This is a genomic window from Albidovulum sediminicola, assembly GCF_025751575.1.
In the GTDB taxonomy this organism is placed as follows: domain Bacteria; phylum Pseudomonadota; class Alphaproteobacteria; order Rhodobacterales; family Rhodobacteraceae; genus Albidovulum; species Albidovulum sediminicola.
Window position 1 is genome coordinate 24,381 of sequence record NZ_JAOWLA010000017.1, and the last position, 25,953, is coordinate 50,333.

The window sequence follows — 25,953 nt, forward strand, 5'->3', positions numbered from 1 at the left end:
CGGAAGACCCGGTCTCGATTACTCGATGATCTTGGAGACGACGCCGGCGCCGACGGTGCGGCCGCCTTCGCGGATGGCGAAGCGGAGCTTCTCTTCCATCGCGATCGGCGCGATCAGCTCGACCTCGAACTTCAGGTTGTCGCCCGGCATCACCATCTCGGTGCCTTCCGGCAGCTTCACCGTGCCCGTCACGTCCGTCGTGCGGAAGTAGAACTGCGGACGGTAGTTCGCGAAGAACGGCGTGTGACGGCCGCCTTCTTCCTTCGTCAGGATGTAGGCCTCGGCCTCGAACTTCGTGTGCGGCTTCACCGAACCCGGCTTGCACAGAACCTGACCGCGCTCAACGCCGTCACGGTCGATGCCGCGCAGCAGCGCGCCGATGTTGTCGCCCGCCTCACCGCGGTCCAGAAGCTTGCGGAACATCTCCACGCCCGTGCAGACCGATTTCTGCGTCGTGCGGATGCCCACGATCTCAACCTCGTCGCCGACGTTGATCACGCCACGCTCAACCCGGCCGGTCACAACCGTGCCGCGGCCCGAGATCGAGAACACGTCTTCGATCGGCATCAGGAACGGCTGGTCAACCGCGCGCTCCGGCGTCGGGATGTAGCTGTCAACGGCGTCCAGAAGCGCGCGGATCGAGTTCTCGCCGATCTCCGGATCGCGGCCCTCGAGCGCGGCCAGGGCCGAGCCCTTGATGATCGGAATGTCGTCGCCCGGGTAGTCGTAGGACGACAGAAGCTCGCGAACTTCCATCTCCACGAGCTCCAGAAGCTCCTCGTCGTCAACCTGGTCGACCTTGTTCAGGTAAACGACCATGAACGGAATGCCGACCTGGCGGCCGAGCAGGATGTGCTCGCGCGTCTGCGGCATCGGGCCGTCGGCCGCGTTCACAACCAGGATCGCGCCGTCCATCTGCGCAGCACCCGTGATCATGTTCTTCACGTAGTCCGCGTGGCCCGGGCAGTCGACGTGCGCGTAGTGGCGCGTCGCCGTCTCGTACTCAACGTGCGCCGTCGAGATCGTGATCCCCCGCGCCTTCTCTTCCGGCGCCGCGTCGATCTGGTCGTAGGCCTTGAAATCGCCGAAATACTTCGTGATCGCAGCCGTCAGCGTCGTCTTGCCGTGGTCAACGTGACCAATCGTCCCGATGTTAACGTGCGGTTTCGTCCGTTCAAACTTTGCCTTTGCCATGTCCGCGGCGCCTCATGAGTTGGGGGGCCCCGAAGGGGACCCGATTTTCGCTCGCGCGCTGCCTATCGGCAAGGGCGGTAAAAATCAAGCGTCAGTTGGTTGCCGGGGCCTCGTCCGGGGCGGTTTCGGCGCCGCCCTGGTCCTCACGCGGCAGAAGCGCCCGCGCCGCCGCAGCCTCGGGGGTGAACCAGGCCTTGTTCGCATCCAGCCAGGCCTCGATCTTGAGCGCCGCATTGGCGGCCAGGCGCTGCATCTGCTCCTCCTTGGAAGAGGTCAGGCCCGAGCCGATAAAGGTCGAGCCGGAGGCCTTTTCGAAGACCGTGAACTGGCGTGGTTCGGCATTCACCCTGCGCCCCGCAGTATCGTCCCAGACGTTGACCGTGACCGCCAGCACCGACTTGGGCGACAGCACGATGGGAATGCCGGGAACCGCAAGCGCATAGGCATCGACGCCGATCCCGATGTGATAGAGCTTCTCGCCCGTCTGCTTGTCAAAGCGCGCCGCGATCTCTTTCTTGATCGCCGCTTCCCACTCTTCGGGCGTGGCCTTGCGCGACGGCCCGACGGGCTTCGCGTTCTTGGCAACGACGATGTTATAGCCCAGCGCGAAATCGCCAAGGGGCTTGGCAGGGCGTTGCTCGGCGGGCGTGCAGGCGACCGCCAGGGCGACGGCAAGCAGGGCGGCGAAACGTTTGATCGGCGTCATGTCTTCCTCGGGTCGGGCTCGGATCGGGCTCCTGCAAGGCTTAACGGCTTCGCCGCGCTGCTGCAATCGTTCGGCTTGGCGCCCGGCGCTAGGGCGCTATATTTGCAGGGCGGAGGTTTGAATGGTTCCTGAAACCCAGCCTGAAGTGCCGGCGCGCGTGTCCCTCGCGACCGAGCCCATGGGCATATGGGGCTCTTTCCGGGCGGCGCGGCGCAACCTCTTGGGCCTGATCCCCGAAATCGCCACGCGCCAGCCCATCGTTTCGGGGCGGACGGGCAAGCGCTGGCACATGGTGATGGACCCGGAGGCGAACCGGCACATCCTGAAGGATGCCGTCGAGGATTATCCGAAGTCCGATGTCACCAAGCTGATCCTTGCCCCGGCGATCGGGGAAAGCCTGTTCATCGCCGAAGGCCCCCATTGGCACTGGCAGCGCCGGGCCGCGGCCCCCGCCTTTTCACCGCGCAACGTTCAAGGATTGGCCCCGGTCATGACGGCGGCCGCCGAGCGCGCGTCGGAGCGGATCGCGCAAGCCGAGGGCCGCGCCGCCGACCTTTATCAGGAAATGGTGACGGCGACGTTCGAGGTGATCTCGGACGTGACCTTCTCGGGCGCCGAGGGATTCGACCGCGCCGCCGTTCATCGCGCCATCGACGCCTATATCGCACAGACGGCCAGGGTTTCGCTTCTGGATATCCTTGGGGCGCCGATGTGGGTGCCGCGACCCGGGCGCGTCGTCGCCGGACCCGCGATGCGGGAGATGAAGCGCATCGCGGACATGGCGATCGAGGGGCGCCGGAAGGCCGGGCGCAGGCCGGTGCCTGATCTGCTGGACCTGCTCCTGGCGGGGGAGGACCCCGAAACCGGGCGCCGGATGGACACGGGCGAGTTGCGCGACAACCTCCTGACTTTCATCGTCGCGGGGCATGAGACGACGGCCTTGACGCTGGCCTGGGCGCTTTATCTTTGTGCCTTCGATCCGGCCGTGCAGGCCCGCGCGCGGGCAGAGGCGCAGGCCGTGTTGGGGGGGCGTGCCGCGACGGCCGCGGACCTTCCGGCCCTGCCCTACATCCGTCAGATCGTGGACGAGGCGCTGCGCCTTTATCCGCCTGCCGCCTTCCTGTCGCGCACCGCGCGCAGCCACGACCGCCTGTGCGGGCGCGAGGTCCGGCCGGGCGACACGGTCATGCTGCCCATCTATGCGCTGCATCGCAACCACCTGCTCTGGCCCGAGCCAGACCGCTTCGATCCGTCCCGCTTCGCCGATTCGCGGGTCATCGACCGTTACGCCTACCTTCCCTTCGGCGCCGGGCCGCGGATCTGCATCGGCGCGTCCTTTGCCTTGCAAGAGGCGGTGATCATCCTTGCGACGCTGCTGGCGCGGTTCCGCTTTGACCGTGTGGGCGGCCGCGAACCCGACCCGGTGCTGATCCTGACACTGCGGCCCCAGGGCGGCGTCTGGCTGGAAATCTCGCCCGCCTGATATTTCCCGATAAAAATAATCAGGAACATCTTGACGCTGATCGGGAGCCCCCCCTATGCAGAGCACATGTAGCGAACAGGAGGGTCAAATGACCGAATCGGAAAAGGGGACCGCGCGTCGCGTCACGCCCCGCAGCTGGAGCACCTTGACAATCGCGGGTGCCGCGGTTGGCGTCGCCCTCGCGGGCAGCGCGCAGGCCGACACCTTCACCATCACGACCGGCGGCCCCGAAACGCTCTGGCTGACCCAGACCGAGGGCGGCGAAGGCGGAGAGGGTGGCGAAGGTGGGGAAGGCGGCAGCGGCGCGGTTCCCGAGGTGGTGGTGGAGTTTCTGACCGACCTCGGGCTGGTCGAGGGCCATCTGCGGGCGGGCGTCGAGCTTTACCGCGCAGGGCTGGCCGACCAGGCGAAGACCCACATGAAGCACCCGCAGGACGAGATCTACGAGGATCTGAAGGGCCACCTCGACGAATTCGGGGCCGAGGACTTCGCGGAAGAGCTCACGGCGCTGGCCGAGGCCGTCGAGGCCGGCAAGCCGGTTGAAGAGGTGGAGGCCGCGCTGGCCGAGGTCCTGAAGGAGATCGACGAGGCCCGCGAACATTCCGGCGCCTCCGAACCGGAGGAGGCCGAGGCGATCCTTGCCCTGATGCGCCACGCCGCCGAGGAATATGACGAAGGCATCAAGGACGGCGCGGTCAGCGAGCTGCACGAATACCAGGACGCCTGGGGCTTCGTGCAAACCGCCCGTGCGCTTGCGGCGCATATGGCGGGCGAGGATGACGCGGCCGAGAAGGCCTTCGGCGAGAAGGCCGTCGCGGCCATCGACGAAACCGCGCCGGGATTCCCCTCGATCTCGCCCGAAGGCAGCGTCGAGGCCGATGCCGGCCTGATCCTCGCCGCCGCGGCCAAGGTCGAGCTTGCGGCCTACAAGCTGAAGTAGACCGATGTTTCTCGCGCTGGAACAGGTTCTGAACGCGGGCGAGGTGGCGGCCTTGAGAGAGGCCGCCGCCGCGCTCGACTTCGGCGATGGCCGCGCCACGGCCGGCCGTTATGTTCGGGAGATCAAGGCCAACGACCAGGCCCGCCCCTCACCTGAACTTGAGGCGGTTCAGGCAAAGGTCTCTGCCGCGCTGATGGCGCATCCGGTCTTCGCCTCGGCGGCCCGGCCAAGGGCGATGACGAAGCTCATCGTCTCGCGCTACCGGGAGGGACAGACCTACGGGATGCATGTCGATGACGCCCTCATGCAGGGGGTGCGGACCGATCTTTCCTTCACGCTCTTCCTTAACGATCCCGAAAGCTATGAGGGCGGCGCGCTGATCGTGGCGGACACCGTGGAGGAACGGGCGTTCAAGCTCGCCGCCGGAGATCTGATCCTCTACCCCTCCACAACGCTCCACCGGGTGGAGCCGGTACGGTCGGGAACCCGGCTTTGCGTCGTGGGCTGGGTGCAAAGCTGGGTCCGCTCAGTTGAACAGCGCGAGATCCTCTTCGACCTCGACCGGGCGATCGCGGACATCTTCGCGCGGGAGGGCAAGACCGGGCTTTTCGACACGCTCTGCAAGACCCGGTCGAACCTGATCCGCATGTGGGCGGCCTGAGCCGAAGCACGCCGCAGCCCTGACGGGGCGGCGGCCGCGTCACGCGAAGCGGTTGTCGCGCGGAAATCCGTGGGGCGGCGCCTTGCCGACGCTGGCCCGCTTGGCAACCCATTCGGCCATGGGCTCGGTCCGGGTATTGCCGTTCGACATCGACCAGGAGAGGCCCTTGGCGATCTCGAAGGTCGTGAGATCGGAGAGACCCCCGTCAAGTTCCAGAACGCCCTGCCGCCCCCGCGCCAGGTTATACTTCTGAAGCCGGACACCCTTGCCCCGGGTCATCTCGGGCAGTTCATCAAGCGGGAAGACCAGCAGCTTGCGGTTCTTCGACACGACGGCGACGTGATCGCCAGCCACCGGCTTGCAGACGACGGTCTTCGCGTCGTCGCCCAGGTTCATGACCTGCTTGCCCGCACGGGTCTGGGCGACGATCTCATCGGCCTGAACCATGAACCCGTCGCCGGAGGATGAGGCGACGATGTAGCGTTCGCCCGGCCGATGCACGATCAGGTCGACGATCTCCGCTTCGTTCGGCAGGTCGACCATCAGGCGCACGGGCTCGCCCATCCCCCGACCGCCGGGAAGGTTCGCGCCCAGAAGCGTGAAGAAACGCCCGTTGCTGCCCACCAGGATGATCTTGTCGGTCGTTTCGGCGTGGAAGATGAAGCGCCCTTCGTCCCCGTCCTTGAACTTGACCTCGGCATCCAGCGGCTGGTGCCCCTTCATGGCGCGAATCCAACCCATCTTCGAACAGATCACGGTGATCGGCTCACGCTCGATCATCGCCTCCAGCGGCACTTCCTCGACCTCTGCGGCGTCGGTGAACATCGAGCGGCGGGCGCCGCCGGGGGCCTCCTTGCCGAACTGTTTCTGCACGTCCTTCAGTTCTGACGCGATCTTCTTCCACTGAAGCCCCTCGGAGGCCAAGAGCGCCGCCAGCCCCTCGCGTTCACTGATCAACGCGTCGCGTTCCTTCACCAGCTCGATCTCTTCGAGCCGACGGAGAGAGCGCAGGCGCATGTTCAGGATCGCCTCGGCCTGCACGTCCGTCAGGCCATCCACGACGCGCGGCAGCGACAGCGGAGAGACATAGTCCTTCTCCGACGTGGCACGCGCCTGCTTGCGCGTCCAGTCCTCGGCCATCAGTGCGGCCTTGGGATCGCCGTCGTAACGGATGATGTCGATCACACGGTCGAGGTTCAGGAATGCGGTGATGAACCCTTCGAGCACTTCCAGCCGGTGGTCGATCTTCTCCACCCTGTGCTGGGAGCGGCGGATCAGCACCTCGCGCCGGTGATCGAGGAAGGCGCGCAGAACCTCCTTCAGCGAACAGACCTTCGGCGTGCGCCCGTCGATCAGCACGTTCATGTTGAGGCTGAAGCGCGTCTCCAGGTCGGAGTTGCGGAAGAGCATGCCCATCAGCATCTCCGCATCGACGTTCTTGGAGCGCGGCTCCAGCACGATGCGGATGTCGTCGGCGCTTTCGTCACGCACATCGGCCAGAAGCGGCACCTTCTTGGTCTGGATGACCTCGGCCAGGCGTTCGATCAGCTTGGATTTCTGAACCTGGTAGGGGATCTCGGTCACGACGATCTGCCAGGTTCCGCGACCCAGATCCTCGGTCTGCCAGCGGGCGCGGGTGCGGAACGACCCGCGGCCTGTCCGATAGGCCTCAAGGATCGAGTCGCGCGGCTCGACGATCACGCCGCCGGTCGGAAAATCGGGACCGGGCACGAGGGTCAGCAGATCCTCATCCGTCACGTCGCGGTGCTTGATCATCGCGAGGCAGGCATCGACCAGTTCGTGGATGTTGTGCGGCGGGATGTTCGTCGCCATGCCGACTGCGATCCCCGAGGCGCCGTTGGCCAGAAGGTTCGGAAAGGCCGCGGGCAGCACCACCGGCTCTTCCAACGTGCCATCGTAGTTGGGGCGGAAGTCGACCGCGTTTTCCGCCAGCCCCTCCATCAGCGCCTCGGCCGCGGCGGTCAGCCGCGCCTCGGTGTAGCGGGAGGCCGCTGGATTGTCGCCGTCGATGTTGCCGAAGTTGCCCTGCCCGTCCACCAGCGGATAGCGGACGTTGAAATCCTGCGCGAGGCGCGCCATCGCGTCATAGATCGCCGCGTCGCCGTGGGGGTGGTAGTTCCCCATGACATCGCCCGAAATCTTGGCCGACTTGCGGAATCCGCCTGTGGACGACAACCGCAACTCGCGCATCGCATAAAGGATGCGGCGGTGCACGGGCTTGAGCCCGTCGCGCGCGTCGGGAAGCGCCCGGTGCATGATCGTGGAGAGCGCATAGGTCAGATAGCGCTCGCCGATCGCCCGGCTGAGGGGTTCGGATGTCTGGATCGGCCCTGTTGCAGGCTCGTTCGCGTCGGTGCTGCTCATGGGGGATGTTTATCCGCCGTAGGGGCCTTGGTAAACCGCCAAAGAAGGCGCCCGACTGCGAAGCCTGTGGCGCGCCGCGCGGGTCCCGGGGCCCTGAGAATCGCACACGGCCCGCGCCTCTTCGGCATGCGAGAACCCGGCCGCCGGGCACGAAACCGCACCCAAGGCAACCCGGCACCGGCTTTCATTGTCGCAGGTTTAGCGACAATTTCCGTGAAACGGCCGGCACGGGATCGAATTCGCCATTACGCCCACACTGCGCCCAATTTTCGCCCCTTTCTCAGAGAGAAGCTAACCCTCACGAACTCGACGGACTGTTTCTGCCTCCTGCATTTGTGAATGGACCAGACACAATTCCGAGTGAGACGGACGACTGTTGAGAAGTTGGGGAAGCGAAAATGACGGCACCGCAACTAGCCGCTGAAAAGGCTTCGAAGGAAGAGTTCGTCGATGAACTCAAGCCTGGCACCAGATTGCTTCAGGGCCAGTATACCATCTCGCGTTTCATCAACAGCGGCGGCTTTGGGATCACCTATCTGGCCAAGGACAGCCTCGATCGTGACGTCGTCATCAAGGAATGCTTTCCGGGCAGCTTCTGCCGGCGCAGCGACACGATTGTGGGCGCGCGCTCCCGCGCCCACCAGGCCGAGTTCAAGTCGATCGTCAAACTCTTCGTCCAGGAGGCCCGCAGCCTCTCGAAGCTGGTTCATCCGAACATCGTCGGCGTCCACCAGGTGTTCGAGGACAACGACACCGCCTACATGGCCATCGACTTCATCGACGGACGCGACATGCTCGACATCATCGAGCGCGCGCCCGCCGAGATCACGCCCGCAAGGCTCGATTCGATCACCCGCAAGCTTTTGAAGGCAGTCGGGTTCATCCACCAGAACGGGATCCTGCACCGCGACATCTCGCCCGACAACATCCTGATCGACAAGACCGGCGAGCCGATCCTGATCGACTTCGGCGCAGCGCGCGAGGAAGCCTCGCGCGCGAGCCGCGCCCTGTCGGCGCTGCGGGTCGTGAAGGACGGCTATTCGCCGCAGGAATTCTACATCGCCGGCAGCGAGCAAGGCCCGTGGAGCGATCTTTACGCCTTGGCGGCAACGCTTTACCACGCGATCGCCGGGACGCCCGCGGCCAACAGCCAGGTCCGGCTTGCCGCGATCGCCGAGGGCAAGGGCGACCCCTACCACGCCCTCGCCGGGCGGTTCCCGGGTTACCCCGTCGGTTTCCTCGAGGCTATCGACAAGGCGATGCATGCCGTGCCGCGCAAGCGCATCCAGAGCGCCGACGAATGGCTGGACATGCTTGAGCACCCGGCGCCGGAGATCGTGAACGCCGACGCGACGGCCGCGGTTTCGCGCCTGATGAGCGAACAGATGGCAGCGCTCGATGAGCCTGCCGCGGCGGCCGAACCCGAGACGCGCGCGGCTGAGACCGCCAAGGCGCCGGAACCCGCGGCACCCAAGCCTGAAGCGCCAGTCGCGGCCACCACGGCGCCCCCAGCGGAAAAGCCGGCCCCCGCCAAGGTTCAGCCCAAGCACGTCTCCAGCGCCCCCTCGCCGGCGCCCCTGCCGGAGGCGCGTGGCGGGTCGGGCCGTAGCCTGCTGCTCGGCCTTTCGACGGTGGCGGTTCTGGCCGTCCTCGGCTTCGTCGTGATGCAGATGGGTGAAAAGGCGCCGGCCGCCGACGTGCCCGCCGAACCGACCGCATCGGCAAGCGTGGCCGCGCTGCCAGCGCCCGAGCCGGAAAAGACCACGGAAGCGGCTCCCGAGGCGCCACCCGCGCCCGAGCCGGTAAAGACCGCCGAAGCCGCGCCCGAGGCGCAGTCGGCGCCCGAAGCCCCCGCCGCGCCCCCGGTGACCGCAGCCGCCGAGCCCGAGGCACAGGCCCCGGCCCCCGAACCCGAGGTGGCAGCACCCGAAAGCGAGCCGATCCTCACGGCCGCAGCCGCTGTGGCGGTCGAGGATGCCCCGGCCGAGGGGCCCGCCCCTGCCGAAACGGCCGCCGCAGTGATGCCGGCCGCAGAGGAAGCGGCCGCAGCCGAGCCGGCCACAGCGCCGTCGGAGCCCGTCGAGGTGGCGCCCGCGCCCGTTCCGGTCGCCAACCAGATCGCCTTCGCGCTTTGGGACGTCACGGTGCCGTTCAACACCCAAGTCCGTTCGATCGGCGGCGTGAACTACGCGAACATCACCTCGATCGACGAGGATGCCGACCTGTCCGTCGCGGGCGACTGGATCATGAGGGGCACGACGATCTTCTCGGTCAACGGAAACCCGGTTTCGCCCACACAGAACGTCGGTGCGCTGATCCTCCGGAACCTGACGGTGGAACGCGACGGGCTTGAGCGTGCCTCGGTTCGCATCAAGCTGCCGGGCAACGCGCAATACAGCCGCGTGCAGCTGGTCGTGCCGGTTCTGCGTCGCGTCGGCCTTGTCGAGGGCGTCCGAGCCGCCGCGCGTCGTGGCGAGGACAGCTGGGTCACCACCGTACGCGAGGTCGGCGATGCCAAGACCTCGCTGCGCGAAGGCGACGTTATCCTCTCGGAGACCGCGACGGGCCTGGAGCTGAAAGAGGCAAGCAGCCTTGAAGACGTGATGCGGGGCCTGGTGCGGATGGGCAAGACCGTCGCCGAGTTTGAGGTCCTCAGGAACAATGTGAAGACGACCGCCAGCCTCAATCTGGCCGTCGAGTAAGACTGACCCCGCGCCCCGGCGCACCTGTTTCAGTACGAGTTTCACGGCGCCGTTTCGCGCAGCAACAAGTCATTGAAATGCGAGGTCACGACCATGCGTATTCGTCCCTTGGCAGGGCTGGGTGAGAAGGGCTTCTCGTTCGATCTGGTGTCCCGCAGGAAGGCCGCGCGAAACGACGAGGCCGAAAGCGGCGCGCTGGAACAGGACGACGCGACCAGCGCCGCAGCGGCGGCACCGCAACAGGATCAGGTGCTTGACGATCCCGACCTCATGGTCGAGCCCTTTGAATCCGTTCTTCAGCAGCTGCGCGTCTCGCTGGACGCCGAGGCCAAGGACAAGCCCGCCGAGGTGAAGGACGAGCCGCTGGCCCTCAACGGCCACGAGATGGCCGAAGAGCTTGATGCCGCCCACGATCCCGCGCCTGAGCCCGAGGTCGCGGAGCGCGCGCCCGAACCGGTCCGCGAACCCATCGCCGAGATCCTGCGGCTGCTGCCCGAACAGGCCGTGAGGCCCGCGCCGAAGCCCGAGGCTGCCCCAGTGCCCGAACGTCGGGCCGCCGAGGCGCCGCAGCCGGTTTCCAGCGAACCGCGCCGCGGCAGCCGGGTCAAGACGACCTTCCTCGGCTTCGAACGGTCGGACGGGCGGTTCGAGGACGTGTTCGCGAAGGACACCTCGCCCAAGCAGAACGCCAACCGCAGCGAATTTCCGTTCGGTTGGGTCGTCATCACCAAGGGCCCCGGGCGCGGCACCTCGATCGCCATCGGCGCCGGGGTTTCGCAGATCGGCCGCGGCGACGACCAGGCGATCCAGCTGGATTTCGGCGACAACTCGATCTCGCGCCAGAACCATGCGGCAATCGCCTTTGATGACGAGGACCGCAAGTTTTACCTGGGCCATGGCGGCAAGGCCAATATCGTGCGCCTGAACGGCAAGCCCGTTCTGAGCACCGAGCCGCTTTCGGACGGTGACCTGATCCGGATCGGCGAGACCACAATGACGTTCGTTGCATTCTGCGGCGAGGATTTCGTCTGGGAAGAAGAGTAAGAAAGTTTTTTTATCAATGCGTTATGATGTCGCAACAGCCATTAACAAGGGCAAACGCGCCTATCAGGAGGACGCGGTCGCAACCGCGTTCCTCAAGGATCACGCGCTCGGCTTCGCCGTGCTCGCCGACGGCATGGGAGGGCACGCGGCTGGCGATGTCGCCAGCAATATCGTCGTGACCGAGGTCTCGCGCGGATTGAAGGCGCGGCTCCAGCCCTATGCTCTCAAGGATGAGGATATTCCCGTCATCCTGAAGGAGGTCGCGACGGCGGCGAACAACTCCATCGCGACCTATGTGGCGGCGAACCGCGAGGTTTCCGGCATGGGAACGACGCTCATCGCGCCGGTGCTGATGGAAAACCGTCTGCACTGGGTCTCGGTCGGGGACTCGCCGCTCTATGTCTTCAGCGAGGGGCGGCTGCGCCAGGTCAACGAGGACCACTCGATGGCGCCCCAGATCGACCTGATGGTGCGCACCGGCATGCTGGACGAGGAAACGGCGCGCAATCATCCGGACCGGAACTGCCTGACCTCGGTGCTGATGGGGGCCCCCATCCCGCGCATGGACTGCGGCAAGGACCCGGTCGCGCTGGAGCCGGGCGACATCATCATCGCGTCGAGCGACGGGCTTCAGTTTCTGTCCGACAAGGAAATCCAGCAGGTCGTCGAGCGGTACAAGGAAGAAAGCTGCGCCGAGTTGGCCAAGGCGCTGATGGCTGAGGTCCAGTCTTTGGAGGACCCTGAACAGGACAATATTTCCTTCGCCGTCATAAAGGTCAGTTAACGAGTTCGCGGCCAACCGACCGGGCGGCCTATCCCCAAATCACTGGCGATCACGTCGGCGCTCAGGGCACCGGACCGATGGTTGCAACCAATGCTCGAGAAAGGGCACGATATTATGCGAACCGATATTCAGAAGGTTCTTGCGGTGAGCTTGGTCGCTTTGACGGCCGGAACCTATTCTGCCTCCGCCCAGGAAGCCTGTTCCAGCTACACGATCCAGCGCGGCGATACGCTGACCAACATCGCCCTGCGCGTCTATGGCAGCAAGAATTTCGCCAAGATCTTCCAGGCAAACCGCGCGACCATCGGCGACAACCCGAACCTGATCGAGGTCGGCAAGAGGATCGAGATCCCCTGCGGCGAGACCGCCGCGGCCCCGGCGGCCCAGCCCGCACCGGCAGAGGCGCCGGCACCGGCGGAAGCGCCCGCGACGGCCACTGTGACCGAGACCGCCGCGGCGGAAGAGGCGCTGACGGCGATCGCTTTCGTAACCGGCAGCGACTACCCGCCCTTCAGCGGCGAAGACCTCCCGGATGGCGGGATCTTCACCAAGCTGGTCCGCACCGCGATGATGCGCGGCGACAAGCAGCAGACCTACTCCATCGACTTCATCAACGACTGGAGTTCGCACCTCGACAGCCTGCTGCCGCGCCAGGCCTTCGATGCGACCTTCCCCTGGAGCCGGCCGGATTGCGAGACCCTGGGCGCCCTGTCGCCGACGGACGCCTATCGCTGCACCGACTTCGACTTCTCCGAATCCTTCTACGAGATCGTTGACGGCTTCTTCGCGATCAAGGGGAGCGGGCTGGAGAAGGCCCAGTCCTATGACGAATACAAGGGCAAGCGGATCTGCCGGCCCGAAAGCTACTCGCTCTCCGGGCTGACTTCGGTGGGCCTTGTCGAACCCGACATCACGCTCGTGCGCCCGGTCTCGGCCGCGGATTGCTTCGAGGGGCTCGCGACGGGCGCGGTCGATGTGGTGCATCTGGATCTGCAGATCGCCTCGGACGCGCTCGCCGATCTGGGCCTGAAGAACGACATCGTCGAAGACCCGCACCTGGCGCAGGTCAAGACTCTGCGGGTGCTGGTCCACAAATCGAACCCCCACGCGGGCCAAATCCTTGAGGTGATCAACCGCGGGCTGACCGAAATGCGCGAAAGCGGCGAGTGGTTCGACATCGTCTCCGCCGGGCTGATGGCGCAGACCGAGGAAGAGATGAAGAAGAACTGACGGACAGCCCGGCCCTCCCAGGGGCCGGGACCACCCGGGAGAAAGCAACACAACCCCACCGACGGGACAGGCCAGAGGGGCCACCAGGAACAAAAAGGAGATCAGCTCATGATCTTGCGCCTTAACAGCAAGACACTCGCGGCATCATCGTTGTTCGCCGCGGCGTTTTTCGGGTCCGCCTCTGCGCAGCAGGCCTGCTCCACCTATGTGGTCCAGGACGGTGACACGATCGGCACCATCGCGATCCAGGCCTACGGTACGCTCGACTACCAGATCGTGTTCAACGCGAATCGTGAAAGGATCGGCAACGACATTTCCGGCCTGAAGCCAGGAACCGAGCTGATCCTGCCCTGCCCCGATGGCCGGCTGACCGCCGATGCCCCGATCCCGGACGTGGCGAAATCGGCCGAGGCCTCGGCCAGCCGCACAACGCCGGCGGTCGATGACTACAAGCCCAAGGTCAAGTTCGTCACCGGCGGCGACTGGTATCCCTTCACGGACGAAGGGCTTACCGGCGGCGGCTTCCTGATCCGCCTCGTGGAAACGGCGATGCACCGTGCCGGCAACGACCGCAAATACCTGATCGGCTGGGTCGACGACTGGGATTCGCATATGTCGGTCCTCTTGCCCGCCAAGGCCTATGACTTGAGCATCGCGTGGTACGCCCCCGATTGCGGTGCGACGGACACCGTATCGGAGATGACGCAGGACTTCTGCGACAACTACCTCTTCTCGAAGTCTCTCTATGACGCGGTTTTCGGCTTCTTCACCCGCGCGGACAGCCCCTATGCGGGGGCGAAGACCATCGCGGACTACAAGGGCGCCCGCATCTGCCGGCCCGAGGGCTACTCGATGCATGACCTCGACGCGGCCGGGTTGATCGAACCTGCCGTCACGATCTCCATTCCGCCGACGCTCGGCGACTGCGCGGAAGGCGTGGTCCAGGGCCGCTACGACGTGATGTCGGTGGAGTCCCAGGCGATGGTCTCGGTCCGCAAGGATCTGGGCCTCGGGGAGGAGTTCGTGGAGAACGCCTTCGTCACCTCGATCCAGGCAATTTCCGCTATGGCCTCCCGGAAGAACGCGCGCGCGCTTGAGTTTCTGACCGAGTTGAACGCCGGTCTCGATGAGATGCGCGACAGCGGCGAATGGTACGACATCGTCGCCAGCTCCCTCAAGGAGGCGAACGAGAAGCTTTCTGAGAATTAACGATCACCGCGGGCCGGATGAGCCGACCCGCTGCCTTAAAAGCGCGCACCGCCGATGATGGTGCAAAAAGGATTAATGGAGAGTATAGATGGAACAGCGCATCCAATTCTTCCGAGTGGCAGCTGCCGGGATTGCGGCCCTGCTGATCGGGACCTCGGCTTCTGCACAGGAGGCCTGTAAGCCCTACACCGTCCAGGCGGGCGACACCCTGGGCACGATCGCACAGGCCGCATTCGGCACCGGCGACTACCAGAACATCTTCAACGCCAACCGTGAGATCATCGGCGACAACCCCGCCAATCTCGAGGCGGGCACGGTTCTGAACATGCCCTGTGAGGACGGCCGGATCTCCGAAACCGTCACCGCCGAGCAGATCATCGAAGAGCAGAACAAGAAGGCCCTCTCCGCGCCGAAATCGAACGCCTATGAACCGCCGGTCAAGTTCCTGGCCGGCAGCAACTACGCGCCCTTCAGCGACGAGAGCCTGACGGGCGGTGGCTTCCTCCTTCGGCTTGCCGAAACGGCGATGCATCGCGGCGGCAACAACCGCGACTACATGAGCGCCTTCGTCAACGACTGGAGCGCGCACCTCGAAACGCTGCTTCCGACCGGGGCATTCGATGTCGGCCTGGGCTGGTTCATGCCGAACTGCGAGAAGCGCGACATGCTGAGCGACGCCATGCGCTACCGCTGCGACCAGTTCGATGCGTCGCTGCCCGTCTACGAACCCGTCGTCGGCTATTACACGATGAAGGACAGCTCTTTCGCCGGTGCGAAGAGCTTCGACGACTACAAGGGCGCCCGCATCTGCCGCATGGACGGGTACTTCACCTTCGACCTGGAAGAAGAAGGCCTGACCCCGCCGGTCATCGAGCTTGTGCGCCCGGTCCTGCCCGAGGACTGCATGGAGGCGCTGGTCACCGGCACGGCCGACGTGGCCGGGATCGAGGTCCAGTCCGCCGCGGATGCGGTCGCCAAACTGGGCATCGGCACGGATGTCGTTGAAAACCCGAACCTGTCGAAGGTGCTGTCGATGTCCTTCATCGCGCACAAGTCGAACCCGTTCGGCAAGCAGTACATCACGCTCCTGAACCGGGGTCTGACCGAGATGCGCAACAGCGGCGAATGGTACGCGATCATCTCGAGCACGCTGAAAGAGCACAACGAGAACCTGATGAAGATGGCGAACTAACCCGTCCGGGTGCCGCCACCCCGGCGGCACCCGCCTAATCGCAAGAGGCCCGCGCATCCTGCGCGGGCCTTCTCGTTTGTTGATCCGGCTCTGACCCTTTGGGTCAGGCGGAGGCGCCGGAATGGGCGAGCCCTTCGGTCAGCTGCGCAAGAAGAAGCGCTGCGGTTTCCGACTTCGCCTCGTCCGATTCGTACTGCATCAGGATCAGCAGGTCCTGCGCGCGCTGAAACTCCTCCTCGATCCAGGCATCGCTGGCCGGGACCGGCCCGATCGCGGCCAGATCCCCAAGGAAGTCCGAAACCGCATCCTGAGCGGCGGTCAGGAAGTCCTCGTCCTCGGCGATCTCGCCGGAGTGAAGCGCGGCGACGAAGGCCGCCATCCGCGCCTTCCAGGCCGTCAAGGCCGGGCTCGCGCGCCCGGTTTGCGATGCGGCCTCATCGGTCTTTCCTGCCGCTGATTGTGGGGGCGGTTCGGGCGCACGCGCGAGCTCCGCACCATCGGGGACGGGCGGCGGCGGGGGCGCCTGCTCCAACGGAAGCTGGTCCAGAAGCGGTTCGAGATGTTGCGCCATGCTGCGCCGGACCCTTTCGATCTCCGCCTTGCGGCAGTCGATCGCCATTTCCATCATCGCCAGCATGAACGGTTCGATCCCGCTTGCCGCCCAAAGCACTTCGGGCTTCGCGACCTCGCCCTGAAGGGCGCGCCAGGCGTCCGTCGTCGCAAGCGGCAGGACCTTCCGGAAGGCCGCGCCGACCGTCTTGCCCAGTTGTTCGAGTGTCGGCGTCAGGGTTCCGGCGGGCAGGTGATCGGCATGCGTCACGGCGAGGATCGCCCGCCGCTGCACCGCCTTGGGGACCAAGCCCCAGAGGTGGCTTTCCTCCTCGGCCCAGGGCTCCTCGGCGTTCGTGCACCAGACGATCATGTCGGCCAGCCGGCTCAGCACGAACAGCGCGTTGGCCTGCGCCCCGGACTCCTCCAGATCGGACAGGTCCATGAGCCAGACATCGCGCAGCACCTCGCAGTCGATCCCGACCGAAACGATGTCGGGCGCCTCGGCCATGGCGGCAGCGATGTCGAGGCGGTCGAAGACCTTTTCCTCCCGGTCCCACCAACCGGCAGTGGTGCGATAGCTCTCCGCATGCCGGAGGATCACAGCCGGCATGACGGCGCGGCGGGGCTGGGTGGGGATCACCGCCTCCCCGACCAGAAGGTTGACGAGGCTGGATTTTCCGGCGCGCGAAAGCCCCGCCACGGCGATGCGCACCGGCGCCTCAAGCCGCGCGAGATAGGCCTCGGCCTGGCCCTTCGCGTTTTCAAGCGCAGGGTTGGCTTGCGCCCCGGTGCCCTCCAGGGCGCGCACGAAGCGCCGAAGGATATCGATTTCGCTCTGCGGCCGGGGAAATCCACCCATGGCTTATCCCCTTTCGCTGCGGCGGGCTTCGGCCCAGGCGCGCAGCAGCTGCACCGCCGTGCCCGGGCGGGCGGCCGCGATCCACAGTGCGCCCTCTGCCTCGGCGAGGGCCAGGCGCGGCGCCCCGTCCTCCGCCGCTCCGACAAGAACGATGCCGAAGCCACCGCCCAACCGGTCGAGCGCGCCACGGATATCAGCCACGTCAGCGACCAGCGCCGCACCCGCGCTACCGGGCAAAGACGCCGCGTCACCGGCCTGATCCGCAATCTGCCCGGTTTCCTTGAGCGTTCCGGAAGCGGTCGACAATGCCGCCAGCCGCGCGCCGAAATCTGCGGGCGCCGTGGCTTCGGGGGCCTGAAGCGCGGCCGCGCAGGCCGCGCGCAGTTCGCCGGAGGGGTAGCCCACCCCGACGCCGCTATCGTCCGTTCCGGCGATCTGTACCTCATACCCGTGCGGCCCTTCGTCGTGCGCATGCGCCGCGAGGGCTGCCGCGACCCCCTCCAGATCGGTCTCGGTGATGCCCTCTACCGCAAACAGCCGTCCGCTGCGCGCCGTGAGGACAAGCTGCCGCCCCTCACTCGCGCAGAAGACGAGCCGGCGCGGCAGGATCGTTCCGCTTACCACGCGCAGCATCGCTTCCAGGCGCGCCGTGTCGGACTTCCCTGGAAGCGGGCGCAGGGCTTTGGCCTGCGGTTCGGCAAGGACCTCGATCCCGGCCATGATCGACATGATTTCGCGGCTGACCGCCATGGCGTTTACTAACTCTTCTCGACCTGTAACGGTTCTAAAATCCTGCGGATTTATAAGATATTTGCAATGTCTTTCCCAAGTGCCCGGCCGGCAAGACGCATCTGGGCGACATCGGCGCCGCGGTTGGCGATCAGGCACAACGCGTGCTCGTCGTGTTTTTCCATGCGCAGGAACAGGCAGGTGAAATCATCGTTCGCGAGAATGGCTTCGCCGGGGCGTTCCTCTTCAGGGGCCACCGCGGCCTGTCGCCACGCTTCCGCGACGCCCCGCCCCTCCAGCAGGCGCGACGCAAGTGTGGCGACCGCATCCAGGACTTCCTGCGAAAAGGCGCGGCTGCTGCGGCGCGTCAGGACAAGCTCTTCGGGCATATCGACGTAGCACACCGCCAGACATTCCGGCAGCGCCCTGAGCGTCCCGTCCATCAACTCGTTCAGCGCCATGACCCGCCTCCATCGCCCAAAAGCGCCCCGCCTTCAGCAGATACAGGGGCGGGCGGCGAGATGCCAGTGCCGCGTAGGCATCCCGTCAGCCGTGACGGCGTATCCCGGCGTCCTCCTCATCGGGTTCGACACCTTCGGCGCGGTCGACGGCCGTCAGGAATTTTTCGAACAGCGCCAGGACATCGCGCACGGTATGGGCCTCGGGCTCCGATGCAAGAAGATCCCGCCAGAGCCGCGTCAGGGAGGTTTGCAGGACCTCGGGCTCGGTGTCTTCACCCGCCTGCACCGGGTTGACGTCCCACTCTGCAACCTCGCTGAGCGGCACATTCTCGGTGTCTTCGGGCGCCAACTCTGCCACCACATCCGACGGAAGCGCTTCGGCTTCGGAGACGTCTGCCTCCGCCTTCCGCTCGACAGGGTCGCCAACTTCGGCACCTGCCGCATCCGCGGTCGGTGTTTGGGCGGCCGGTGTTTCGGCGCTCTCCTCTACCTGATCCTCTGCCATGGGCTCGACCGTTTCAGTCTCCGGCTCGGCCACACCCGTGCGGAAGGAGAAGTCGAGGTGAAGCACCTCCGACGCTTCGCCCGTGGCGGCGGCAGGCCGGTCCCCTGAGTCGACGACGAACGACCGCATCGTCGCCGCATCGTCGCGGCTGAGGCGTTCGCGCGGCGCCCCGTCGTCCCGCTCCGCGCGGGCGGGGCGAACGGCGCGACCAGGCCGGACACGCGAGGGCTGCACATTTTCCCCCGTGATCACGGCGTAGCGGGACAGCATGCCCATTCGCGCCTCAATAATGTCATGGGAGATTTCATGAAGCGCCGAGAGCAGTTCGTCACCGCCGCTTTCGACCCAGAGACCGCTCGCATCCTCCTCGCTCACCGCGCGGATGGCATCCATCGCGGAGAACATGATGATGCTGCGGAACATGTCGCCCGCCTCGCGCTTCAGGCGCCGCGCCACGCGCTGCCGGTCGCCCGCAAGCAGCTTGTCGGACCGGGTCGCCAGCAGGATCGAGTTTTCGCGCAGCCGTTCGGGCAGCGATTCCCAGGCGCTGCGCTCGGATTCCCGCCAGGCTTGGGTCGAATGCGTGCACCACAGGACGGCATTCACATAGCCCACCGCCATCTCCCAGACCGTCTTCGGGATGTTCGGGTCCGATATCCCCGGCGTGTCAATCAGGTCGATGGTTTCAAGGATGCGGCCCTTGCAGAAGATCCGGATGTAGCGCACGCCCTCGACGGGAACGGTGTGTAGCTCCTCAAAGCCGATGTCATGGCGGTGCCCTTCGGTGTCCACATACCACGCCGCGGGGTCTCCATAGCTCATCCAGACCGGAGGGAGCTGCGTCGCGGTCACGCGCGTGGGCAACACGTCCTCGCCCACCAGAAGGTTTGTCAGCGTCGTCTTGCCCGCGCTGAACTCGCCCATCAGCGCGATGCACGGCTTTCTGCTCGCCCAGCTTTCAAGCCGGGTCATGCCAGCCGGCGAAACCGGCCGCTGGTTCGTTGTCTGCCCGTCGTTCATTCTGCCCGTCCCCTTCAGGCTGCCATTTCGTCAAGCCCGCGGAGGATCTCTCCGAAGGCCGCGCCGGTGTCAGTCCCGGCTTGCAGCACGCCCAGTGCCTTGCGCGCATCCTCTGCGATCTCCGCATCGGGCTGCGTGATGCGGCGAATCGTTTCCTGATGTTCCTTCATGAACTCCCGCAGGATGGCGCGGGCGTTTTCGAGCACCGCCGCGACCTGATTTTCCTCCAGGTCCCGGGTGATGGAATTCGCCTCGGCGCGGATCAGATGCGCATAATCCTTCGCGAAGGCCTCGTATCCGCGGCGCTTCTGCCACCAGCGGCGCCACCAGGTGCTTTGCAGGTCAAGCGCGATGGTCTTGCCCAGGCCCACGGGGGCGGGAACGCGCGGCAGATGGGGCGCCTCGATCCGGAACTCGCCCTCCTCGCTTGACAGAACGGCGGCATAGACGGCCTCCACATGGCGCGCGGCGTCCTCGTAAAGCTTGGACAGCTTGGTCGACATCGCCCGGGTAAAGCTGAGATAGGCCGCCCGCTGCAACACGCGCAGGCCGGTCGGATCGTACTGCCAGGTGCCGCTCTCGCCGTGCCGTTCCAGATGTTCCAGCAGCGAATCGGTCGCGCGCTTGACGAAGCCGGATTCGGCGGCGTTCATCCGCTGGATCAGGTCGTCCCGCAACTGCTGGCACAGGGTCGCCACATCGCCCTCGTACTTCGCGCCCAGCTGGGTCATCACCGAGGCGGCCGAATGCCCGGCGAAATCGACCGTGACCGTGGCCCCGCCAGAGCGGCGCGCCTGAAGCGTCGCGCGCGCCTCGTTGGTGAGGTTGCGGGCGTTGCGGCGGATACGCTCCAGCAGGCGGCGACCGGCGCCTTCGCTCACCCGCTCCGCGATCGCGGTCAGCAGGCCGGGCAGACCCGACAGGTTCCAAGCGGTTTCCCACTCGTCCGCACCCGCGTGCTCGGGATGGGCGGCGGCGAATTCCTCCAGCGCCTTGCGGCTGTCGGAGGACAGGCACTCATAGGTCCCGGTCAGCGCGGCCTCGCCCCATTTCGCGCTGCCGAAGACGATGCCGACGTCGGCGGCGATGTTGAACTTCTTCAGCGTCGCCAGGATGCCCTTGCGGATCTCGTCGATCTGGGCGGCCGGGTTCTGAAGCTCGTCCACACGGTTCACGAACAGGATGATCTGGCGGTTTTCGAGGTTCGAGATGATCCGCATCAGCGCCATATCGACGGTCGAAAGCGCCTGGTGCGCCGACAGCACGACCACGCAAAGCTCGGACCCGCGCAGGCTGCGCAGGGTGATCTGTTCGCGCATCATGAAGGTATCGTTGACGCCCGGCGTGTCGCAGAGCGTCAGCGAGACATCGTATTCCGGGATGTCGAGGAACAGCTCCGCCGATTTGGTGATGTCGGCGAAACGCCCGCTCTGCGCATTCCCCTCGCCCGGTGCGATGTCGTCGCCCAGGCAGACGTAGCGCTCGACCAATTCGGGATCGACATAGCCGTAGGCGTGGTGCTGACCCAGAAGCAGCTCGAAGTGCTTGCCGAGCCGCGCCTTGGTCGCATCGCGCATCGCCTGGACCTGGCGCTGGATGTCGGCCAGTTCCTCCTGTGCACCAGAGCGTTCGGCAAGTTCCCCCAGGCGCCCGCCGCCCACCACGAGGTTGTCCCACTCATCCCGGTTGAAGAAGGTGAAGCGCGCCTTGGTGTTGGTCGGTCCGTCCGTGTCGGCCGGGGCCTTGGTGTTGATGGCAACCGTGGTGACGACGGAGGTCCAGGGGTTCACATCCGACGGCAGAAGTTCCGGCGTCGCGGCAAGGATGTTGGTCAGTGCGGATTTGCCCGCCTTGACCTGCCCGACAAAGGTGATCTTCGCCGAAAACTCCTCAAGCCGCGCTTTCAGACCCACGGCACGCGAAGCGGTCCGCTCGTCCCCGACCGAAGCAAGCCGGTCAAGCGTCTCCGACAACTCCGCGAAGGACGTGGCCATCCCCGCAAAAGCCGCATTTCCCGATTTCAGCAACACCCTGTTCTGCAACATGTACCAGTCCTTTCACACCCTACCGTCCACGCCCTCAGGCGGCGACGGAAGCAGCCCCCAAATCATCCAGGTGACTGAGCACCTCCAGCCCCATGGTCACCAGCGCGAACCGCTCCGATGCCGGCAGACCGCCGGCAGGTTCGTCCACGAGGACGCTGAGCCGTTCATAGGATCGCCCGTTCCGAAACTCGGCCAGAACATCGCAATCGTCGAAGCGGCGGCCGCGCGCCAGCACCGCGTTCATCGCCGCGTTGCCAAGGCGGCGGGTCCGGCTGTCGTAGCCGACCAGCCGAATGCCGATCCCCACGCCCGGCGCGGCATCACCCAGCGCGGTCAGCGCGGCGCCAAGCCCGCCTGCCGACGCTGGCGCGGCGCTTTCCGATGCGAATGTCGTCCCCGTTCCCACTGTCAACGCGCCCCAGATCCACGCATTTCCGCGAAGCGTCCCGAGCGACTCGGTAAATGTCGCCAGAAGCTTCACAATCCTTGCCGGAGGCTATGAATCCATTGTGGCAAAACGGTGTCCCAATTGAGCCCGGCGGCGAACAATTTCGCCCGAGAGTTCTCTCGCACCCCAACAAAAGAGGATCGAAAAAAGACGGTTTCCGGCGGCCGGGCTTTGCACTATCGCTAGAGGCGAGCAGCGGACACGGCGAGAAACGTGAAACAAAAAAGCATCCTGATTACGGGCTCCTCTTCCGGCATCGGCTATGACGCGGCGGTTGGACTGGCCCGCGCAGGCTGGCGCGTCTTCGCGACCTGCCGGAAGGAGGAAGACTGCGCGCGCCTGCGCTCCGAGGGGCTGGAAAGCTTCCGGCTCGACTACGCGGAGGAAGACAGCATCGCCGCCGCGGTGAAAGAGGCACTGGCGCGCACGGGCGGCACGCTTGACGCGGTCTTCAACAACGGCGCCTTCGCCTGCCCCGGCGCGGTCGAGGATCTACCGCGCGCCGCCTTGCGCGAGATCTTCGAGGCCAACCTCTTCGGCGTTCACGACCTTACGCGCCAAGTGATCCCCGTGATGCGGGCGCAGGGCCACGGGCATATCGTCAACTGCTCCTCGGTGCTCGGCTTCACCGGGCTGAAATGGCGCGGCGCCTATGTAGCCACCAAGTTCGCAATGGAGGGGCTCTCGGATGTGCTGCGGCTGGAGATGGCAGACACCGGCGTCCGCATCGTCCTGATCGAGCCGGGCCCGATCACCAGCCTCATCCGCCAGAACTCGATCCCGCATTTCGAACGCTGGATCGACTGGCGCAACTCCCCACGCGCGGCGCAGTACGAATCGACGCTTCTGAAGCGCCTTTACGAAAGCCGGGGGCCCGACCGCTGGGAACTGCCCGCCTCGGCCGTGACGGCGGTGCTGATCAAGGCGCTTTCGACCCGCAATCCGCGCCCGCGCTACCGGGTCACCGTGCCCACCCATGTCATCGCGATGCTGCGCCGGATTCTGCCGGGCCGGGCGCTCGACGCCTTTCTGGGGCGGATTTGACGCGGCGGGATGGGGTGATTTCAGGCTTCGCTTTCGGGCCGGGAAGGACTAAACCTGCCCCGTCGAGGGGGAGAGACCAATGCTGAACGACCCGCTTTTCCTGATCGCGGCTGGCGCCTGCCTTATCGTCCTGATCGTGCTGATGATCGGCATCGGCGGCTTTGCCAAGGGCGGCGATTTCAACCGCAAGCACGCCAACAGGATCATGCGCTACCGGATCATCGCCCAGGCGATCGCGGTCTTGCTCATCCTTCTCTTCGTCTTCATTCGCGGCGGCATTGGAGGGCGCTGATGGTTGTCCTGAACAAGATCTACACGCGCACAGGCGACGCCGGCGACACCGCCCTTGGCAACGGGGTCCGGGTCGCCAAGCATTCGGCGCGCGTTTCGGCCTACGGCACGGTGGATGAGTTGAACTCCGTCATCGGGATGGCCCGGCTCCACGCCCAGGGCGCCGTGGACGCGGAGCTTCAGCGCATCCAGAACGACCTTTTCGACCTTGGCGCGGACCTGTGCCGGCCCGAGATGGAAAAGGACGGCGAGGCGGGCTATCCGGTGCTGCGCATGGTCGATGCCCAGATCGACCGGCTTGAGCGCGAGATCGACGCGATGACCTCGGCGCTTGAGCCGCTGCGCAGCTTCATCCTGCCCGGCGGGACGGCGCTGGCCGCGCATCTTCATCATGCCCGCACCGTCGCGCGCCGCGCCGAGCGTCTGGCGGTCGAGCTTGCGGCGGAAGAAGGGGTGAACCCGGCGGCGGTGCGCTATCTCAACCGCCTGTCGGACTGGTTCTTCTGCGCGGCGCGCATGGCGAACGACGCCGGTCGCGCCGATGTCCTTTGGGTCCCGGGGGCAAACCGCTAAGCGGGACGGATGTCCGGCGCTAACACGCCAAAACGTGGCGGCCCTGCGACAACCAGTGTCGATTTTGCACTGTCCTCTGCGACGAGGAATCGCTAACAAATCGGCGGAAGCTTTCACGCCGCCCTTCTGGGGCGGCTCTGATCTTGAGGAGATGCACGCCGATGAAGGTATTGGTGCCTGTGAAGCGGGTGATTGACTACAACGTGAAGGTCCGCGTGAAGGCGGATGGCACGGGCGTCGATCTGGCCAACGTGAAGATGTCGATGAACCCGTTCGACGAGATCGCCGTCGAAGAGGCGATCCGCCTGAAGGAGAAGGGCGCGGTCGAGGAGATCGTGGTTGTCTCGATCGGCGTGAAGCAGGCGCAAGAGACGCTGCGTACCGCCCTGGCGATGGGTGCGGACCGCGCGATCCTGATCGAGGCGGCCTCTGACGTGCACACCGACATCGAACCGCTGGCGGTCGCGAAACTGCTGAAAGCGGTGGTGGATGCCGAACAGCCGGGCCTCGTGATCTGCGGCAAGCAGGCGATCGACAACGACATGAACGCGACGGGCCAGATGCTCTCGGCGCTCCTGGGCTGGTCCCAGGCGACCTTCATCTCGGAACTTTCGATCGACGGCGACAGCGCGACGGTGACGCGCGAGGTCGACGGGGGCCTGCAGACCATCAAGGTCAAGATGCCGGCCATCGTGACTGTGGACCTGCGCCTGAACGAGCCGCGCTATGCCTCGCTGCCGAACATCATGAAGGCGAAGAAGAAGCCGCTCGAGGAAAAGACCGCCGCCGACTACGGCGTCGACGTCTCGCCGCGCCTTTCCGTCGTCAAGACGGTGGAGCCGGCGGGCCGCAAGGCGGGCGTGAAAGTGGGCTCGGTCGACGAGCTGATCGCGAAACTGAAAGACGAAGCAGGGGTGATCTGATGGCTGTTCTTCTTCTGGGCGAAGTGACCGACGGCCAGCTGTCGGTCGATTCCACCGCCAAGGCCCTGACGGCGGCGAAGATGCTGGGCGACGTGACCGTGCTTTGCGCCGGGGCCCATGCCTCGGCGGCGGCGGCGGAAGCGGCCAAGCTTGACGGTGTCAAGAAGGTGCTCTGCGCCGAGGACCCCTCGCTGGGTCACCGTCTGGCCGAGCCGACGGCGGCGCTGATCGTGTCGCTCGCGGGCGACTATTCGCACATCGTCGCCCCCGCGACCACGGACGCCAAGAACGTGCTGCCGCGCGTGGCGGCGCTTCTCGACGTGATGGTGATCTCGGATGTCTCGGGCGTCGTCGATGCGGACACGTTCGAACGCCCGATCTACGCCGGCAACGCGATTCAGACGGTGAAATCCTCGGACGGCAAGAAGGTCGTCTCGATCCGCACCGCGACCTTCGATCCGGCGGGCCAGGGCGGTTCGGCACCAGTCGAGACGATCTCGGCCGCGGCGAACCCGGGGCTGTCGGAGTGGGTCGAGGACAAGGTCGCGACCTCCGACCGTCCGGAACTGACCTCGGCCGGCATCGTCGTCTCGGGCGGCCGTGGCGTGGGCTCCCAGTCCGACTTCGCGCTGATCGAGAAGCTCGCCGACAAGCTCGGCGCCGCCGTGGGCGCGTCGCGCGCCGCCGTCGACTCGGGCTTCGCGCCGAACGACTGGCAGGTCGGCCAGACCGGCAAGGTCGTGGCGCCGCAGCTTTATGTGGCCGTCGGCATCTCCGGCGCGATCCAGCACCTCGCCGGCATGAAGGACAGCAAGGTGATCGTCGCGATCAACAAGGACGAAGAGGCCCCGATCTTCCAGGTCGCCGACTACGGCCTCGTCGCCGACCTCTTCACCGCCGTCCCGGAACTCACCGAAAAGCTGTGAGACGACGCGCTCGAAACAGCAAAAGGCCCGCCAGATGGCGGACCTTT

The 25,953-nt window shown here is 65.9% G+C and carries 23 protein-coding genes; 14 read left to right on the forward strand and 9 right to left on the reverse strand.

Annotated features, from left to right (window positions below; all coding sequences use genetic code 11):
- Nucleotides 1-18 precede the first annotated feature (18 nt).
- Both tuf and OE647_RS16115 read right to left on the reverse strand, forming a co-directional pair.
- The gene (tuf, locus tag OE647_RS16110; protein WP_263722770.1) at nt 19-1,194 is read right to left on the reverse strand and encodes an elongation factor Tu; all 1,176 of its coding nucleotides are present in this window, start codon (nt 1,192-1,194) and stop codon (nt 19-21) included.
- A 91-nt stretch (nt 1,195-1,285) separates the two neighbouring features.
- Complete coding sequence (locus OE647_RS16115) at nt 1,286-1,900, reverse strand: hypothetical protein (RefSeq protein ID WP_263722783.1); 615 nt, start codon at nt 1,898-1,900, stop codon at nt 1,286-1,288.
- 121 nt (nt 1,901-2,021) lie between these two features.
- Here OE647_RS16115 and OE647_RS16120 point away from each other — a divergent pair, with 121 nt between their 5' ends.
- From OE647_RS16120 to OE647_RS16130, 3 genes are all read left to right on the forward strand, one after another.
- Entirely contained in the window at nt 2,022-3,383 is a 1,362-nt protein-coding gene (locus OE647_RS16120; RefSeq protein ID WP_263722784.1) for a cytochrome P450, read from the forward strand.
- Nucleotides 3,384-3,471: 88 nt separating this feature from the next.
- Nucleotides 3,472-4,323 carry a hypothetical protein gene (locus tag OE647_RS16125; protein ID WP_263722785.1) on the forward strand — a complete coding sequence of 284 codons (852 nt, stop codon included), beginning with the start codon at nt 3,472-3,474 and terminating at the stop codon, nt 4,321-4,323.
- A gap of 4 nt (nt 4,324-4,327) precedes the next feature.
- Complete coding sequence (locus tag OE647_RS16130) at nt 4,328-4,984, forward strand: Fe2+-dependent dioxygenase (RefSeq protein ID WP_263722786.1); 657 nt, start codon at nt 4,328-4,330, stop codon at nt 4,982-4,984.
- Nucleotides 4,985-5,023: 39 nt separating this feature from the next.
- On the opposite strand, the gene OE647_RS16135 is transcribed toward OE647_RS16130, so the two are convergent.
- Complete coding sequence (locus tag OE647_RS16135) at nt 5,024-7,369, reverse strand: DNA topoisomerase IV subunit A (RefSeq protein ID WP_263722787.1); 2,346 nt, start codon at nt 7,367-7,369, stop codon at nt 5,024-5,026.
- Between the two features lie 398 nt (nt 7,370-7,767).
- Between OE647_RS16135 and OE647_RS16140 the strand changes: the two genes are divergently transcribed.
- The 6 genes from OE647_RS16140 (at nt 7,768) to OE647_RS16165 (ending at nt 15,530) form a co-directional block, all read left to right on the forward strand.
- A complete protein-coding gene (locus OE647_RS16140) occupies nt 7,768-10,071 on the forward strand; it encodes a serine/threonine-protein kinase (protein ID WP_263722788.1) in 2,304 nt (767 codons plus the stop codon).
- Nucleotides 10,072-10,164: 93 nt separating this feature from the next.
- On the forward strand, nt 10,165-11,115 hold the full coding sequence (locus OE647_RS16145; protein WP_263722789.1) for an FHA domain-containing protein: 951 nt from the start codon (nt 10,165-10,167) through the stop codon (nt 11,113-11,115).
- A 16-nt stretch (nt 11,116-11,131) separates the two neighbouring features.
- Entirely contained in the window at nt 11,132-11,899 is a 768-nt protein-coding gene (locus OE647_RS16150; RefSeq protein WP_263722790.1) for a PP2C family protein-serine/threonine phosphatase, read from the forward strand.
- A 144-nt stretch (nt 11,900-12,043) separates the two neighbouring features.
- A complete protein-coding gene (locus OE647_RS16155; protein ID WP_263722791.1) occupies nt 12,044-13,129 on the forward strand; it encodes a LysM peptidoglycan-binding domain-containing protein in 1,086 nt (361 codons plus the stop codon).
- Between the two features lie 108 nt (nt 13,130-13,237).
- On the forward strand, nt 13,238-14,338 hold the full coding sequence (locus tag OE647_RS16160; RefSeq protein ID WP_263722792.1) for a transporter substrate-binding domain-containing protein: 1,101 nt from the start codon (nt 13,238-13,240) through the stop codon (nt 14,336-14,338).
- Between the two features lie 88 nt (nt 14,339-14,426).
- Nucleotides 14,427-15,530, forward strand: a complete 1,104-nt coding sequence (locus tag OE647_RS16165; protein ID WP_263722793.1) for a LysM peptidoglycan-binding domain-containing protein — start codon at nt 14,427-14,429, stop codon at nt 15,528-15,530.
- A gap of 103 nt (nt 15,531-15,633) precedes the next feature.
- Here OE647_RS16165 and OE647_RS20155 read toward each other — a convergent pair whose 3' ends face one another.
- From OE647_RS20155 to OE647_RS16195, 6 genes are all read right to left on the reverse strand, one after another.
- Complete coding sequence (locus tag OE647_RS20155) at nt 15,634-16,941, reverse strand: hypothetical protein (protein WP_318527959.1); 1,308 nt, start codon at nt 16,939-16,941, stop codon at nt 15,634-15,636.
- 3 nt (nt 16,942-16,944) lie between these two features.
- Nucleotides 16,945-17,691: a hypothetical protein gene (locus OE647_RS16175; RefSeq protein WP_263722794.1), complete on the reverse strand. Its 747-nt coding sequence runs from the start codon at nt 17,689-17,691 to the stop codon at nt 16,945-16,947.
- Between the two features lie 50 nt (nt 17,692-17,741).
- Nucleotides 17,742-18,131 (reverse strand): hypothetical protein, encoded by a 390-nt coding sequence (locus OE647_RS16180; protein WP_263722795.1) that lies wholly within the window; start codon nt 18,129-18,131, stop codon nt 17,742-17,744.
- Nucleotides 18,132-18,216: 85 nt separating this feature from the next.
- Nucleotides 18,217-19,656, reverse strand: coding sequence for a dynamin family protein (locus OE647_RS16185; protein WP_263722796.1), 1,440 nt, complete (start codon nt 19,654-19,656; stop codon nt 18,217-18,219).
- A 14-nt stretch (nt 19,657-19,670) separates the two neighbouring features.
- Nucleotides 19,671-21,701, reverse strand: a complete 2,031-nt coding sequence (locus OE647_RS16190) for a dynamin family protein (protein WP_263722797.1) — start codon at nt 21,699-21,701, stop codon at nt 19,671-19,673.
- 34 nt (nt 21,702-21,735) lie between these two features.
- Nucleotides 21,736-22,182, reverse strand: coding sequence for a hypothetical protein (locus OE647_RS16195; RefSeq protein WP_263722798.1), 447 nt, complete (start codon nt 22,180-22,182; stop codon nt 21,736-21,738).
- A 180-nt stretch (nt 22,183-22,362) separates the two neighbouring features.
- Between OE647_RS16195 and OE647_RS16200 the strand changes: the two genes are divergently transcribed.
- From OE647_RS16200 to OE647_RS16220, 5 genes are all read left to right on the forward strand, one after another.
- Nucleotides 22,363-23,193, forward strand: a complete 831-nt coding sequence (locus tag OE647_RS16200; protein WP_263722799.1) for an SDR family NAD(P)-dependent oxidoreductase — start codon at nt 22,363-22,365, stop codon at nt 23,191-23,193.
- A 79-nt stretch (nt 23,194-23,272) separates the two neighbouring features.
- Entirely contained in the window at nt 23,273-23,485 is a 213-nt protein-coding gene (locus OE647_RS16205; protein ID WP_263722800.1) for a twin transmembrane helix small protein, read from the forward strand.
- Nucleotides 23,485-24,057, forward strand: a complete 573-nt coding sequence (locus tag OE647_RS16210; RefSeq protein ID WP_263722801.1) for a cob(I)yrinic acid a,c-diamide adenosyltransferase — start codon at nt 23,485-23,487, stop codon at nt 24,055-24,057. Before OE647_RS16205 ends, OE647_RS16210 begins: the two co-directional genes overlap by 1 nt.
- A gap of 161 nt (nt 24,058-24,218) precedes the next feature.
- Nucleotides 24,219-24,980, forward strand: coding sequence for an electron transfer flavoprotein subunit beta/FixA family protein (locus OE647_RS16215; RefSeq protein ID WP_263722802.1), 762 nt, complete (start codon nt 24,219-24,221; stop codon nt 24,978-24,980).
- Nucleotides 24,980-25,906 (forward strand): electron transfer flavoprotein subunit alpha/FixB family protein, encoded by a 927-nt coding sequence (locus OE647_RS16220; protein WP_263722803.1) that lies wholly within the window; start codon nt 24,980-24,982, stop codon nt 25,904-25,906. The genes OE647_RS16215 and OE647_RS16220 overlap by 1 nt, the downstream gene beginning before the upstream one ends.
- Nucleotides 25,907-25,953 lie beyond the last annotated feature (47 nt).

What these genes read in the sequence shown, in the direction of transcription:
- tuf (WP_263722770.1), bottom strand. Translation starts at nt 1,194, where the DNA reads ATGGCAAAGGCAAAGTTTGAACGGACGAAACCGCACGTTAACATCGGG.
- OE647_RS16115 (WP_263722783.1), bottom strand. Translation starts at nt 1,900, where the DNA reads ATGACGCCGATCAAACGTTTCGCCGCCCTGCTTGCCGTCGCCCTGGCG.
- OE647_RS16150 (WP_263722790.1), top strand. Translation starts at nt 11,132, where the DNA reads ATGCGTTATGATGTCGCAACAGCCATTAACAAGGGCAAACGCGCCTAT.
- OE647_RS16130 (WP_263722786.1), top strand. Translation starts at nt 4,328, where the DNA reads ATGTTTCTCGCGCTGGAACAGGTTCTGAACGCGGGCGAGGTGGCGGCC.
- OE647_RS16215 (WP_263722802.1), top strand. Translation starts at nt 24,219, where the DNA reads ATGAAGGTATTGGTGCCTGTGAAGCGGGTGATTGACTACAACGTGAAG.
- OE647_RS16120 (WP_263722784.1), top strand. Translation starts at nt 2,022, where the DNA reads ATGGTTCCTGAAACCCAGCCTGAAGTGCCGGCGCGCGTGTCCCTCGCG.
- OE647_RS16190 (WP_263722797.1), bottom strand. Translation starts at nt 21,701, where the DNA reads ATGTTGCAGAACAGGGTGTTGCTGAAATCGGGAAATGCGGCTTTTGCG.
- OE647_RS16185 (WP_263722796.1), bottom strand. Translation starts at nt 19,656, where the DNA reads ATGAACGACGGGCAGACAACGAACCAGCGGCCGGTTTCGCCGGCTGGC.
- OE647_RS16210 (WP_263722801.1), top strand. Translation starts at nt 23,485, where the DNA reads ATGGTTGTCCTGAACAAGATCTACACGCGCACAGGCGACGCCGGCGAC.
- OE647_RS16145 (WP_263722789.1), top strand. Translation starts at nt 10,165, where the DNA reads ATGCGTATTCGTCCCTTGGCAGGGCTGGGTGAGAAGGGCTTCTCGTTC.
- OE647_RS16165 (WP_263722793.1), top strand. Translation starts at nt 14,427, where the DNA reads ATGGAACAGCGCATCCAATTCTTCCGAGTGGCAGCTGCCGGGATTGCG.
- OE647_RS16160 (WP_263722792.1), top strand. Translation starts at nt 13,238, where the DNA reads ATGATCTTGCGCCTTAACAGCAAGACACTCGCGGCATCATCGTTGTTC.
- OE647_RS16205 (WP_263722800.1), top strand. Translation starts at nt 23,273, where the DNA reads ATGCTGAACGACCCGCTTTTCCTGATCGCGGCTGGCGCCTGCCTTATC.
- OE647_RS16125 (WP_263722785.1), top strand. Translation starts at nt 3,472, where the DNA reads ATGACCGAATCGGAAAAGGGGACCGCGCGTCGCGTCACGCCCCGCAGC.
- OE647_RS16175 (WP_263722794.1), bottom strand. Translation starts at nt 17,691, where the DNA reads ATGGCGGTCAGCCGCGAAATCATGTCGATCATGGCCGGGATCGAGGTC.
- OE647_RS16220 (WP_263722803.1), top strand. Translation starts at nt 24,980, where the DNA reads ATGGCTGTTCTTCTTCTGGGCGAAGTGACCGACGGCCAGCTGTCGGTC.
- OE647_RS16180 (WP_263722795.1), bottom strand. Translation starts at nt 18,131, where the DNA reads ATGGCGCTGAACGAGTTGATGGACGGGACGCTCAGGGCGCTGCCGGAA.
- OE647_RS20155 (WP_318527959.1), bottom strand. Translation starts at nt 16,941, where the DNA reads ATGGGTGGATTTCCCCGGCCGCAGAGCGAAATCGATATCCTTCGGCGC.
- OE647_RS16140 (WP_263722788.1), top strand. Translation starts at nt 7,768, where the DNA reads ATGACGGCACCGCAACTAGCCGCTGAAAAGGCTTCGAAGGAAGAGTTC.
- OE647_RS16135 (WP_263722787.1), bottom strand. Translation starts at nt 7,369, where the DNA reads ATGAGCAGCACCGACGCGAACGAGCCTGCAACAGGGCCGATCCAGACA.